Annotated in this window: 10 protein-coding genes; 7 read left to right on the forward strand and 3 right to left on the reverse strand. The window is 62.2% G+C overall.

The genetic code is table 11. The features are described from left to right. Positions 1-10 precede the first annotated feature (10 nt). The 3 genes from M1E12_RS14435 to M1E12_RS14445 all read right to left on the reverse strand — a co-directional run bounded on the left by M1E12_RS14435 (position 11) and on the right by M1E12_RS14445 (position 4,709). Entirely contained in the window at positions 11-2,554 is a 2,544-nt protein-coding gene (locus M1E12_RS14435) for a methyl-accepting chemotaxis protein (RefSeq protein ID WP_479562274.1), read from the reverse strand. A 263-nt stretch (positions 2,555-2,817) separates the two neighbouring features. Beyond that, positions 2,818-3,660: a 5-dehydro-4-deoxy-D-glucuronate isomerase gene (gene kduI, locus M1E12_RS14440; protein WP_479562275.1), complete on the reverse strand. Its 843-nt coding sequence runs from the start codon at positions 3,658-3,660 to the stop codon at positions 2,818-2,820. A 137-nt stretch (positions 3,661-3,797) separates the two neighbouring features. After that, positions 3,798-4,709 carry an AraC family transcriptional regulator gene (locus tag M1E12_RS14445; RefSeq protein ID WP_479564890.1) on the reverse strand — a complete coding sequence of 304 codons (912 nt, stop codon included), beginning with the start codon at positions 4,707-4,709 and terminating at the stop codon, positions 3,798-3,800. Positions 4,710-4,874: 165 nt separating this feature from the next. Here M1E12_RS14445 and M1E12_RS14450 point away from each other — a divergent pair, with 165 nt between their 5' ends. The 7 genes from M1E12_RS14450 to M1E12_RS14480 are packed head-to-tail and all read left to right on the forward strand — an operon-like array spanning position 4,875 to position 13,138. After that, a complete protein-coding gene (locus M1E12_RS14450; RefSeq protein WP_479562276.1) occupies positions 4,875-6,281 on the forward strand; it encodes a family 4 glycosyl hydrolase in 1,407 nt (468 codons plus the stop codon). Beyond that, complete coding sequence (locus tag M1E12_RS14455; RefSeq protein ID WP_444556128.1) at positions 6,278-7,162, forward strand: carbohydrate ABC transporter permease; 885 nt, start codon at positions 6,278-6,280, stop codon at positions 7,160-7,162. The genes M1E12_RS14450 and M1E12_RS14455 overlap by 4 nt, the downstream gene beginning before the upstream one ends. Positions 7,163-7,164: 2 nt before the next feature. After that, complete coding sequence (locus M1E12_RS14460) at positions 7,165-8,073, forward strand: carbohydrate ABC transporter permease (protein ID WP_479562277.1); 909 nt, start codon at positions 7,165-7,167, stop codon at positions 8,071-8,073. 4 nt (positions 8,074-8,077) lie between these two features. After that, positions 8,078-9,190 (forward strand): ABC transporter ATP-binding protein, encoded by a 1,113-nt coding sequence (locus M1E12_RS14465; protein ID WP_479562278.1) that lies wholly within the window; start codon positions 8,078-8,080, stop codon positions 9,188-9,190. A 34-nt stretch (positions 9,191-9,224) separates the two neighbouring features. Beyond that, positions 9,225-10,481 carry an ABC transporter substrate-binding protein gene (locus M1E12_RS14470; protein ID WP_479562279.1) on the forward strand — a complete coding sequence of 419 codons (1,257 nt, stop codon included), beginning with the start codon at positions 9,225-9,227 and terminating at the stop codon, positions 10,479-10,481. A gap of 11 nt (positions 10,482-10,492) precedes the next feature. Beyond that, positions 10,493-12,004, forward strand: a complete 1,512-nt coding sequence (gene pglA / locus M1E12_RS14475; protein WP_479562280.1) for a polygalacturonase PglA — start codon at positions 10,493-10,495, stop codon at positions 12,002-12,004. Between the two features lie 6 nt (positions 12,005-12,010). Further along, a complete protein-coding gene (locus M1E12_RS14480; protein WP_479562281.1) occupies positions 12,011-13,138 on the forward strand; it encodes a glycoside hydrolase family 88/105 protein in 1,128 nt (375 codons plus the stop codon). Positions 13,139-13,153 lie beyond the last annotated feature (15 nt).

A 13,153-nucleotide genomic window follows, 5' to 3' on the forward strand; every position in this document is an offset into this window, starting at 1 on the left:
GGCTTCGCAATCAGGCGGCGCGATGATGCACAGGCGCAGACGGCTGGCGGCGGGTTTCCGGCGCAAGCTTGAACTGGTTGACGAGCTGCATCAGCGCATCCGCCTCGTCCGCCAGCTGGCGGGTCGCGGCATTGGTTTCCTCAACCATGGCGGCATTCCGCTGGGTCATCTGATCCATCTCGTTGACGGAGGAGTTGACCTCGGCCAGCGCATTCGACTGGTCGCGGCTCGCCATGGCAATGACCGAGACGCGGTCGGCGACGGTGATGATATTGGCCGAGATCTCGGCAAGCACAGCACCTGTCTGCTGCACGAGTTTCGCACCGGAAGAGACTTCCGTGCTCGACTTGTGGATCAGGTCCTTGATCTGCTGGGCAGCACCCGCCGAGCGCTGGGCAAGTTCGCGAACTTCCTGCGCGACGACGGCAAAACCCTTGCCGGCTTCTCCGGCGCGCGCGGCTTCGATGCCGGCATTGAGCGCCAGGAGATTGGTCTGGAAGGCAATCTCATCGATCACGTCGATGATCTGGACGATCTGGCCTGAGGCATCCTCGATCCGTCCCATCGCGTCGATCGCATTCGCAACGACCGTAGACGAGGTATCGGCCCGACCCTTGGTGTCGGCCACGATGCTGTTGGCCTCTTCAGCCCGCTCCGCGGAGGACTTGACGGTCACGGTGATTTCGTCGACCGCGGCCGCCGTCTCCTCGAGCGAGGCCGCCTGCTGCTCCGTGCGCTTGGCGAGCTGGTCTGCCGCGCTGCTCATCTCGGCGGCATTGCGCTGGATCATGTAGGTGTTCGAACGGATCTGCGTCATCGTGCTCTGCAGATGCTCCAGCGACTGGTTAAAGTCGTTGCGCAGCTGTTCGAGGCGACCATGGAACGGCGTGTCGATGGTCTCCGAGATGTCGCCCTTCGCCAGGCGACCGAGACCGGACGCCAGCGAATTGACGGCAAACTCGATCTGGCGGTCGATTTCCTGCTTCTCGAGATCGTTGCGACGGCGCTCTTCATCCGCCTGGGCACGTTCGGCCTCGCTGCGGCTTTCGATTTCGATCTTCGACAGCGCATTCTGCTTGAAGACGCCAAGGGCGCGCGCCATTTCGCCGATCTCATCGACGCGGGCTTCACCAGTGATCTTGGTGTCGAGCACGCCTTCGGCGAGGCGACGCATGGCCCCGGTGATCTGGCCGATCGGCCCCTTGAAGGTGAGCACCAGACCGATGCCGGCGAAGATTGAGATGAGAATGCCGATCCCGGTGGCACCGATGGAGATCGAGTTCGCCTCCTGGCGCTCCTGGCCTGCCGAGACCTTCTGCATTTCCGCAAAGGTTGTCAGCTGCTTCCAGATTTCATTGAGCTCGGCACCGGCGCGGTCATAGCTGATCTTGCGGTCTTCGCTGACCTTGACGAATTCGGCGCTGGCCCCCGTCATCTGGTCGACGACAGGTGCGAGGGTCTGCGCCGCGGAGACGAGATCCGGCTGATCGGCTGCGGTCTTTTCAAGAGCAGCCATGGCAGCCTTGAGCGCCGCAAACTGGTTCTCGAGCAGCGCCCTGTTTTCCTCCGTCGGGGCCAGCAGGAAGCGGGCCATCATGATCTGCAGGCCATACCCGGCCGATTGCAGGCTGCGTCCATCGGCGATGACGGCCTGTGCCTTGGCAAGCGGCGCGTCCAGCTCACCGAACTTGATCGTCGCGTCCTTCATCTTCTGCTGGGCGGCAAGCCCGAGATAGGCGTTGAGCTGCGTGAAGTTGCGCAGCTTGCCGGCGACATCGGTGACGGCCGCCTCGGAACGGTCCCCGCCCGCAAGTGCGGTCTTCAGTTCGCCGCCGATCTTGTCGAGCGTCTTGGCGGCGGACTGGTTCGCCTTCGGCAGAACGGCTGCCAGCACCTGCTGACGCGCGATGATTTCATCGATCCGGCCGGCGATGACGGCAAATTTCTCGTCCGGGGTCTTGGCCTTGGTGAAGGCGGAATTGGTTTCGGTCAGGAAGGTGCCGGTGCTGCGAATGCTTTCGGCATCGCGCAGCATGGTCTTGGCGGCAGCGTCGTCGGCCTGCACGGCCTCGTCGAGCGTCACCATGGCGGTTGCGATCTGATCCTGGAAGGCCACGATCTGGCCGGTACCCGTCTGCAGCGACTGCACAAGCCCGGTTTGTGCGGCATGTAGGCTCCAAAGGGTCTCGATATGTGCAGAGACGTCATCGATCCGCTTCTGCGCCTCTTCGAGTTCGCCACGACCGTCGGCGTCGGCAGGAAGCTGGGCAAGCGTCGCCGCCAGATCCCGCTTCTGCTGCTCGAGCCGGCCCGTCAGGTCGGCCTTGGCTGCATCCGTGGTGTCGGCGAGGAAACTGTTCATCGAGGCGGAGACGTCGCGGAAGCCGCTCAGCGATTTGAGCACGCTGTTGGAAATCTCGATCCGGCCTTGCAGCAGACCGGAGGCATAGAGCCCCGTGAATCCGACGGCGGAAATGCTGATGACGAAGGGCAGAATGAAGATCAGCACCTTCGTCTGGATGTTAAAGCGCGACAATATACGGTCAATGAACACGGTTTCAGTCTCCTCCGACATTGACGAACAGCATTTTCATGTTCGTCGACGTCCATGCGTGAATCCTATGAAAGATGGACAAGGAAGACTAAAATGAGCTTAATGAGATGCGTCTTATTAAAGTCGCAGACGCAACTAATTGGCTGTGCAGACATCCCGGGATGCGCAATCTTTAGTAGCAAATACAGCGCGCGAAAATGCATCCGAGATGGATGATCCCGGATGTCACTTCAACGGCTCCTGCTCGCCGGCCGAGGGCGACGTTAGCGCATGTCCTCGATGGCCACCGCATCGACGTCAGTGTAGTCGACATTGTCGCCGGCCATGGCCCAGATGAAGGAATAATTGGCGGTTCCTGCACCGGAATGGATCGACCAGCCAGGCGAAAGCACCGCTTCCTCGTTCTTCATGATGATATGCCGCGTCTCGTCCGGCTCGCCGAGCAGATGGAAAACGCGCGTCTTTTCCGCCATGTCGAAATAGAGATAGACCTCCATACGGCGGTCATGCACATGGCATGGCATGGTGTTCCAGACGGAACCCTTGGCGAGGCTGGTCATGCCGACAACAAGCTGGCATGTCTTGACCCCTTCGGGGTGGACGAACTGAAAGATCGACCGTTCGTTGCTTGTCTCTTGGGACCCGAGATCCAACCGCTTGGCATCGTTTATGCCGATATGGCGCGCCGGATGACGTGTATGCGCGGGAGCGCTCAACAGGTAGAACTTGGCCGGCTGATCGGCAGACACAGAGGCAAAGCTGACCGACGATCCCATGCCGGCATAGACCATGTCGCGCGGGCCTGCGTGGAAACGCTCGCCGTCGACCGTCACCATGCCTGCCCCGCCGATATTGACCGCAACCAGTTCGCGGCGCGCCAGAAGCTCGGGCGTGCCGGCCGGCTTGATCGTCTCGAGCGCCAGCTCGGCAGTGACGGGGACGGCGCCACCGACGATCATGCGATCATAATTGGTGTAGTGCAGCTGGATGCGGCCCGGCACGAAGAGCGTCGGCAGCAGAAAATTCGACCGCAATTCGTCCGTTCCGAAGCCGGCAGCGGTCACTGGATCGATGGCGAAGCGATTGGTGAAATCGGTGTGCGACATCATTCCTCCCATACATGTCATTCTCACTTATCATACATGTTGAGCGGTCATCGGCAAGCGGAAATGGCAAAGGCGCGCCAATCGCCCGGGTTTTCGGAGTCATGGATCGTTGAGGCCACAACACTTATCATACAGATTCAATGCCGCGGCAGCGGATAAACCACCTGCCCGTCTTCCTCGCCACGCGGGAAGGCCCCTTCCCTATTGCGCCGCTCGGCTTCGCGATAACCCTGCGGGCTGATGCCGATATAGCGCTTGAACATGCGGGAGAAGTAATAGGCGTCGGCATAGCCGGAGAGTGCCGCAGCGCGTTTCACCGTACAGCCGCCGGCGAGCAGACCCATGGCGCGCTCCATCCGCTTGAACTCCTGGAACTTGTCCATGGTCCAGCCGACTCGCTTGCGAAACTCTCGCTTGAAATAATCCGGATTGTAGGGCGCCGCCGCGAGCACCTGCTCGCCGATCGCCTCATTCAGCGGATCGGCCGCGATCTGGCTCGCGGCTACCATGATCGCCAGTGACAACTGATCCGGATTGGCGACCGTTCCGACCGACTGCTCGCGCCAGCGAATGAAGGCCTGTTCGATGAACTCGATCAGCAGGAACATGAAGACATGATGCTGCTGCAGCATCGTTGAATAGGGCGGCGCCGTATCGTGGAAATGCCGCACCACCTTCTCCAGCATGGCCCAGCGCGCGAGCTTCACCGAAAGCGCCAACTCCATCTGGGCGATCAGATCGAGGCGACCAAAGAGATCGAGTGTGAAATGCTGCGCAATTCCGATGTAGGGTTCGACGGACGCCGAGCGCCCGACGAACCGCGTGCCGGCGGTGAGAAGCATCGCGGATCCCGGCTCCATTTCCACCGTTTGCCCCTCGACCTCATAGACGCCGCGCCCGCTGAGGCAGATGACCAGATCGTGCACCCGGTTCGCCTTGTCGATCGACCAGGTCTGGGAATGCTGCATCCGGATGGTCGAGCGTGTCAGGTTCAGCGCGAGCGCCTGCATGGGAATGCCGGCAAGAACGCTACCTTCAGTTTCGTCCATCATTTTTCCCCTCTTTGTCAATTTCCGCGCGAGACAACTCGCGGGATATTAGACACAGGACCGGTCGTCTTGGGAAGGCCGGGGAGGATAGCAGGAGGAGAAGGGACGACGCGGGACGGAGACCCGGTGAAGCCGGCCGACGCGTATCGACCCTTGGATATTGCGATGCAGAAAACCGAGTACACGCGCCCGGTCACCATCGCCTATGTCGGCGGCGGCTCGCTCAACTGGGCGACGAAACTGATGGGTGATCTGGCCCAGGACGGCACCGTGCCGGCAACCGTCCGGCTCTACGACCTCGACCATGCCGCAGCCGAGCGAAATGCGCGGATCGGCTCCCGCTATGCCACCCGATGCGCCGACGCCGCCCCAGTCACCTATACGGCGGAACGCACACTCGAAGCCGCCCTCACCGGCGCCGACATCGTCGTGATCTCGATCCTGCCGGGCTCGTTCGAGGACATGGCAAATGACATCGCGATCCCCGATCGCTATGGCATCCGCCAGTCGGTCGGCGACACCGTCGGTCCCGGCGGCTTCGTCCGTGCCATGCGCGCCATCCCCATGATCGCCGAGATCGGCCGCGCGATCGCCCGCCATTGCCCTGAAGCCTATGTCTGCAACCTCACCAATCCCATGTCGGTGCTCACGGGCACGCTCTATGCCGTCTTTCCAGAGATCCGGGCCTGGGGCTCCTGCCACGAGGTCATCAAAACCCGCAAGATCATGGCCTATCTGGCCAACCGCCGCGCCGGCGAGGTGATCTATGGCTACCGCGACGCGAAGGTAAACGTCCTCGGCATCAACCACTTCACCTTCGTCGATAGAGCGGCCGTCGGCGGCGTCGACATGATGCCGGCCTATCTTGATTTCGCTCGCGCGCATCTCACATCCGGCTGGCGGGACTCCCCGCTGGATCCCGCCAACGAGCACGACCGCTATTTCACCGATAGCTTCCGGGTGAAGTTCGACCTCTCGCTCCGCTTCGGCATCGCGGCTGCCGCCGGCGACCGCCATCTCGTCGAGTTTCTGCCGCAAGGCTGGTATCTCGATGACCATGCCGCGTGGAAGTTCGGCCTGACCCCGGTCGAGTTCCGGATGCGGGAAAGACAGGAAAAGGTCGATTATGCCGATGCGCTCGACCATGGCGGAGAATTGCCGCCGGCCATGGCCTCCGATGAAGCGATTGTCGAGCAGATCAAGGCGCTTCTTGGCGGGCCTGAGCATGTGAGCAATGTCAACCTACCCAACCAGGGCCAACTTTCGGGGTTCGCGGAAGGCACCATCGTCGAAACCAATGCCCGCTTCAGTGCACTCGGCATCCAACCCATCGTCGCCGGTCGCCTGCCACCCGCGCTCGAACTCCTCGTGAAACCACATGCCGAGCGCCAGTCTGCTCTCGTCGATGCGGTCTTGTCGAATGAAGCGGATGCCCTGCTGCCACTCTTCGTCTCCGACCCGCTCGTCGCCGCCCTGCCCCAGGACAAGGCGACCCGCCTCTTCCGCGAGATGGTGACGGCCACCCAGCATCGCCTGCCCGAGACGCTAAGCAGAGCCGGAGGTGCCGCATGAGCGGAGACAGCCGTTATCTCGGGCTCCTCTACCTGGCGCCTTACATCATCGGGCTGCTGATCTTCACGGCACTGCCCTTCGTCGTCTCGCTCTATCTGAGCTTCACCGACTACAATCTGATGAGCGCGCCGATCTTCACCGGCTTCGACAACTATGTCAGGCTCTTCACCGGTGACCGCACCTTTCGCAAGTCGCTCTGGGTGACGCTGATCTACGTTTTCACGACGGTGCCGCTGAAGCTGATCTTCGCACTCTTCGTCGCGGTGATCCTGAACTACAAGCTGAAGTTCATCAACGTCTACCGCACGGCCTTCTACGTGCCCTCGATCCTCGGCGGCTCGATCGCGATTGCCGTCCTCTGGCGCTACATGTTCGCCGATGTCGGGCTCGTCAACATGGGTCTGACGATGATAGGCCTGGAGCCGGTCAACTGGTTCGGCGACCCGACCAATGCACTCTTCACCATCACGCTTCTGCGTCTCTGGCAGTTCGGTTCGGCCATGGTGATCTTCCTGGCGGCGCTCCAGAGCATCGACAAGAGCCTTTATGAGGCGGCCGCCATCGATGGCGCCGGCAAATGGAAGAGCTTCGTCCACATCACCCTGCCGCTGATCACGCCCGTCATCTTCTTCAACCTGATCATGCAGATGGTCCAGGCCTTCCAGGAGTTCAACGGCCCCTACATCATCACGCAGGGCGGCCCGCTGAAGGCCACCTATTTCCTGCCGATCTACATCTATGACGAAGCCTTCAAGCGCTTCGACATGGGTTATGCCTCGGCCATCGCCTGGGTGCTCTTCGTCATCATCATGGCGCTCACCCTCATCGCCTTCTGGTCCTCGCGCCACTGGGTCTACTACGCCGGCGACAAGCGGAGCTGATCATGACCGACCACGCCCTCACCCCCTATGCCACAGGCGTCGACGAAGTCGACAAGGCCCATCGCCGCGATCTGCGCCGACAGAAGATCACCACTGTCTTCCGCTACGCCGTACTCACGCTGGTCGGCCTGATCATGATCTACCCGCTGGTCTGGCTGATCGGCGCCTCGTTCAAGACCAATTCCGAGATCTTCGCCAATCCGGGCTTCTGGCCGGAGAACCCGACCACGGACGGCTATGTCCGCGGCTGGCAGACCTCGACGCCCTATTCCTTCGGCACCTTCTTCCTGAACACGCTGTGGATCGTGCTGCCGAAGATCATTGGCACGGCGATCTCCTGCACGGCGGTGGCTTACGGCTTCGCCCGCTTCGACTTCCCGTTCAAGAAGCTGCTCTTCGCGACTCTGATCGCGACGCTGCTGCTGCCCAACGTCGTCACCCGCATTCCACAATACCTGCTGTTCCGCGATCTCGGCTGGCTTGATACCTATCTGCCGCTCTGGGTCCCCTCGGCCTTTGCCGGCGACGCCTTCTTCGTCTTCATGCTCGTACAGTTCCTGCGCGCCATCCCGCGCGACATGGAGGAGGCCGCCCGCGTCGACGGGGCCAATACATGGCAGGTGCTAGTCTTCATCGTCATTCCGCTCCTGATGCCGGCGCTGATCTCGGTCTGCCTCTTCCAGTTCATGTGGACGATGAACGATTTCTTGGGACCGCTCATCTACATCTCCTCCGTCGACAAGTTTCCCGTCTCCCTGGCGCTGAAACTCTCGATCGACACGACGGAGGCCTTTGAATGGAACCGGGTGCTCGCGATGTCGGTGCTGACGCTGTTGCCGGCCCTCACCGTCTTCTTCCTCGCCCAGAAATACTTCATCGACGGCATCTCCGCCGGCGGCATCAAGGGATAAAACAATGGCCCGGTTGCAACTGAAAAACCTCGAGAAAGACTATGGCGCCTTCCGTGCCGTGCACGGCATCAACCTCGATGTCGAAGACGGCGAGTTCATGGTCCTGGTCGGCCCCTCCGGCTGCGCGAAGTCGACGACGCTGCGCATGATCGCCGGCCTGGAGCGGATCACCGGCGGCGAGATTCGGATCGGCGGCGAGCTGGTCAATGATCGAGCCCCCGGCGACCGCGGCATCTCCATGGTCTTCCAGAATTACGCGCTCTATCCGCACATGAAGGTGAAGAAGAACCTCTCCTTCTCCATGCGCCTCAAGCGGCGCCCGCAGGCGGAGATCGACGAAGCGACCGACACAGTCGCAGGTACGCTGGAGATCGGCGCCCTGCTTGACCGGTTGCCCAAGCAGTTGTCCGGTGGTCAGGCCCAGCGCGTCGCTGTCGGCCGCGCGCTGATCAAGAAGCCGCAGGTCTTCCTCTTCGACGAGCCCTTGTCGAACCTCGACGCCAAGCTGCGCGCCTCCATGCGCGTCCGCATCACCGACCTGCACAAGCAGCTGAAGGCCGACGGCATGGCCGCGACCGTCATCTACGTCACCCACGACCAGACGGAAGCCATGACCATGGGCGACCGGATCTGCGTCATGAAAGACGGGCACATCATGCAGGTGGCCGACCCCGTCACGCTGTACAACCGTCCGGCCAATGCCTTCGTCGCCGGCTTCATCGGCAGCCCCGAAATGAACCTGATCGCGGCAGAGCTGACCGGAAACGGCGAACTCGTCACAGCCGGCCAGACCCTTTCAATCATGGATGGCCTGGCCCAAAGGCTCGATCGAGACGCCCCGCGCGACCTGACCATCGGCATTCGTCCGCAGCATCTGAAGATAGCTGCGCCCGAAACGCCGGGCACGCTGTCCGGGCGCATCAGCCATGTCGAGTTCATGGGCCACGAGGTCTATCTCTATGTGGATATTGGCGGCGAGCGCGTCATCGCCGTCGTCCCCTCCAGCCAGTACGACCGTTCCGCGATCCGCGACAACAGCGTCTGGCTGAGCCCGGACATCCGGTCCACGCACATCTTCAACCGCATGACGGGCGAGAACATCTCGCTCGCCGACTGAAAGCCGTCATCGTTCTAACTTGGGAGGAGCCAGAATGAGAACCTTGATCATTGCCGCCGCACTTCTTGCGGCAACCAGCCTGAGCACTGCCTATGCCGCCGATCTTCGCATGTCCTGGTGGGGCAGCGACGACCGCCATATCGCCACACAGGAAGCCTTGAAGCTCTGCGGTGGCAAGTTCGGCCACACTGTCTCGCCCGAGTTTACCGGCTGGACCGGTCATCAGGAAAAGGTGACGACGCAGCTCGCCGGCAAGACCGAGGCCGACATCATGCAGATCAACTGGCCATGGCTGCCGATCTTCTCGAAGAACGGCGACGGCTTTGTCGATCTCAATCAGTTCAAGGACGTCATCGACCTCAGCCAGTGGTCGGAGACGGACCTGAAGGGCGGCACCGTCGAGGGCAAGCTGAACGGCCTGCCCGTTTCGACCACCGGCCGCGTCTTCATGTTCAACAAGACCACCTATGACAAGGCCGGCCTTTCGATCCCGACCACCTGGGACGAACTGCTCGCCGCAGCCCCGGTCATGAAGGAAAAGCTCGGTGAGGACTATTATCCCTTCGAAGGCACAGCGCTCGACGCCCGTCTGGTCGTGATCCTGCGCACCACGCAGAAGACCGGCAAGGACCTGATCGATCCCGCGACCAACCAGGTTGCCTGGACCGTGGAAGAACTGGCCGATGGCCTGAAGTTCTACCAGACCATGGTCGACAACGGCGTCATCAAGTCCTGGAAGGACGTGGCCGCGGGCGGCAATGCCCCGCTGCATGAAAACCCGGCCTGGGCCAGCGGCAAGATCGCCGGCACCTATCAATGGGACAGCACCTACGGCAAGATCTCCGGTCCGATGGAGGAAGGCCAGCAGCTCGTGCCCGTCAAGCTCTTGCAGATCGAGGGTGCGACGACTGAAGGCGTCTATCGCAAGCCGTCCATGCTGTTCGCCATCTCCAAGAACAGCAAGGAACCGAAGGCTGCCGCCGAGATCGTCAACTGCCTGATGAACGATCCGGAAGCGATCAAGATCCTCGGCGCAACCCGTGGCGTGCCCTCCAGCAAGGTGGCGCTCGACGAACTGACAAAGGCAGGCTCGATCAAGCCGGTGCAGGTCGAGGCCAACAAGATCGTGCTGGAAAGCAACGGTGTCGGCGTCTCGCCGCTCAACGAGCATCCCCGCGTGACGGAGGCCTTCGACAGCACCTTCGAGGCCTTCGCCTACGGCCAGGCTTCCGCCGAAGACGCCGCGGCCGAGATCATCGATGGCATCAACAGCGCGCTCACCGGCATTTGAGGAGAACGATCTTGACCGACGGCCCCATCCAGCTGCTGCACCTGTCGTCGAGGACGGCAACCCTCACGATCGAGGCGGACGCGCATCTGTTCGCCCTCGACCGGGCGTTGCCCTGGGTGCTGCAGCTGGCTGACGGCACGACGGTCAAGACCGGCAGCGCGACCTCGGTCGTGCTGTCCCTCGACGGTCTCGAACCAGAGAACGAGTACCGCTTCTCGACCGCGATCGGTGGCATCACCTTTCGAACACGCGACGAGACGGCCCTCATCGATATCCGCGACCACGGCGCGCGACCAGACAGCAAGGACGATACCAAGGCGATCCAGTCCGCGATCGCCGCGGTGCCGGCGGGTGGAACACTCCGGCTGCCCGCCGGCTCCTGGACTTCAGGCCCGCTTTTCCTGAAGAGTGACATGACGCTGCTGATCGAAGACGGCGCTGTCCTGCAAGACATCGGCACCCGCGAGGGGCGCCCGATCCTATCCGCCCGGCATCCAGATGGACGCGTGCTCGGCACCTGGGAAGGGGTCGCGGAAGCCTGCTTCGCAAGCCTCCTGACCGCGATCGATTGCGACAACCTGACGATCTGCGGCAAGGGTATCGTAGACGGCGGCGGCAAGCGTGGCGACTGGTGGACCTGGCCAAAGGAAACCCGCGACGGCGCACGGCGCCCGCGCACCATCTTCCTGTCCGGCTGCAGCCAGCTCACCCTGGCTGGCATCACGGTGCAGAATTCCCCTTCCTGGACGGTCCATCCGGTGCTTTGCAAGGACGTTCTCGCGGCGGGACTGACGATCCGCAACCATCCTCAATCGCCCAATACCGATGGGCTGAACCCTGAATCCAGCCAGAACATCCGCCTTGTTGGCCTCGACATTTCCGTCGGCGACGATTGCGTGGCGATCAAGGCCGGCAAGCGCGATCCGCGCGGCGGCCCTGACAGGCCGACCAGCAATGTCGAGATCCGCAACTGCCTGATGCAGCGCGGCCATGGCGCCGTGGTCATAGGCAGCGAGATGAGCCAGGGGATCAGCGACGTCACGATCAGCCGCTGCCATTTCATCGGCACGGACCGGGGCCTGCGCATCAAGACCCGGCGTGGCCGAGGCGGCAGCGTCTCGAATATCAGCGTCCATGACTGCCGCATGCAGGATGTCGCGACCCCGATTGCCGTCAACGCCTTCTATTTCTGCGATGCCGATGGCCGCTCCGACTACGTCCAATCCCGGATCGCCCTGCCCGTCTCCGTGACCACGCCGAAGATCGAGGGCATCGACATCCGCAATCTCGAGGTTTCCGGCGCCGAGACGGCGGCTGCCGTCTTCTACGGGCTCCCGGAATCGACGATCGACGCTGTGTCGATCGACGGCATGCACATCGCCTACAGCGCCGATGCGAAAGCCGCCGTGCCGGAGATGGCCTGCCATCTGCCAGAACTGCGCCACGCCGGCATCATTGCCGAAAACACGAGGTTCAGTCGTCTGACGCGCCTCTCACCCGCTTCCATTCACCCTGACCCATGAAGACCGATGCTGATCTCCTATTTCGACGACTACGCTCGCGACTACGAACCCTACAAGGCCGGTGCCTGGTGTTATGAGGACGGCTGCCTCTATCGCGGCCTGATTACGCTGCATGAGGCGACGGGAGACCGGCGGTGGCTCGACCACCTGACCCGTCTGGTCGATGCGCAGGTGGATGCGGATGGAGGACTGTCCGACTACCGCATTACGGAGTTCAACATCGACAACATCCTGCCGGGCCGGGCGCTCCTCTATCTCCATCGCCTGACCGGCGATCAACGCTATCTCGACGGGGCGAAGCAACTCGGTCGCCAGCTTGTGCATCATCCCCGCATCGGCAGCGGCCCTTACTGGCACAAGCTGCGTTACCCGCATCAGGTCTGGCTGGATGGCCTCTATATGGCCCTCCCCTTCAAGATCGAACTCGGTCTGGCGCTCGAAGAGCCGAGTGTGGTCGACGATGCCGTCGCGCAATTCAGGGCCGCTCTCGACCTGACCCGTGACGCGGCCTCGGGGCTCTATCGGCATGGCTATGACGAGTCACGGCTGCAGGACTGGGCCGATCCAGAGACCGGCCTGTCACCCGCCCATTGGGCTCGGTCCATCGGCTGGCTAGCCATGGCGTTCGTCGATGTGATCGAGCATCTGCCGGACGGCGACAGCCGCCGCGATTTGACCCGGCGTTTGGCAGCACTCAACGAGCGCCTGACCGCACTTGTGACCATGGATCACCGCTGGCTGCAGGTGATCGATGCACCCGAAGCGGACGGCAATTATCCCGAAAGCTCGGCAACGGCGATGTTCGCCTATGCCCTGCAGAAGTCGGAGCGTCTGGGCATCGACCGACAAGGCGCGCTCGGACGGTCAGCGCTTCGAGCGCTCACCGACCTCGAAGTCCGTGAAGTGGAAGGTGGACCGCGCCAGCTGCAGAATATCTGCTGTGTTGCCGGGCTCGGGCCGTTCCAGGGTCTCTATCGCGACGGCAGCATCGCCTATTATCTGACTGAGGCCATCCGACCCGACGACATCAAGGGTGTCGGTCCCTTGATGATGGCGGAAGCCGAGCGTCTGTTGGCTGAGGGCAAGCTGGGTCATGACGAAGCCCGGCCACGACAGGCCGCCACCGCCGTCTGATCAGGGAGACAGGAC

Source organism: Rhizobium sp. K33, from assembly GCF_056501445.1.

Coding starts and splice junctions, on each gene's coding strand:
- M1E12_RS14480 (WP_479562281.1), top strand. CDS start 12,011: ATGCTGATCTCCTATTTCGACGACTACGCTCGCGACTACGAACCCTAC.
- kduI (WP_479562275.1), bottom strand. CDS start 3,660: ATGTCGCACACCGATTTCACCAATCGCTTCGCCATCGATCCAGTGACC.
- M1E12_RS14460 (WP_479562277.1), top strand. CDS start 7,165: ATGACCGACCACGCCCTCACCCCCTATGCCACAGGCGTCGACGAAGTC.
- M1E12_RS14470 (WP_479562279.1), top strand. CDS start 9,225: ATGAGAACCTTGATCATTGCCGCCGCACTTCTTGCGGCAACCAGCCTG.
- M1E12_RS14465 (WP_479562278.1), top strand. CDS start 8,078: ATGGCCCGGTTGCAACTGAAAAACCTCGAGAAAGACTATGGCGCCTTC.
- M1E12_RS14450 (WP_479562276.1), top strand. CDS start 4,875: ATGCAGAAAACCGAGTACACGCGCCCGGTCACCATCGCCTATGTCGGC.
- M1E12_RS14455 (WP_444556128.1), top strand. CDS start 6,278: ATGAGCGGAGACAGCCGTTATCTCGGGCTCCTCTACCTGGCGCCTTAC.
- M1E12_RS14445 (WP_479564890.1), bottom strand. CDS start 4,709: ATGGACGAAACTGAAGGTAGCGTTCTTGCCGGCATTCCCATGCAGGCG.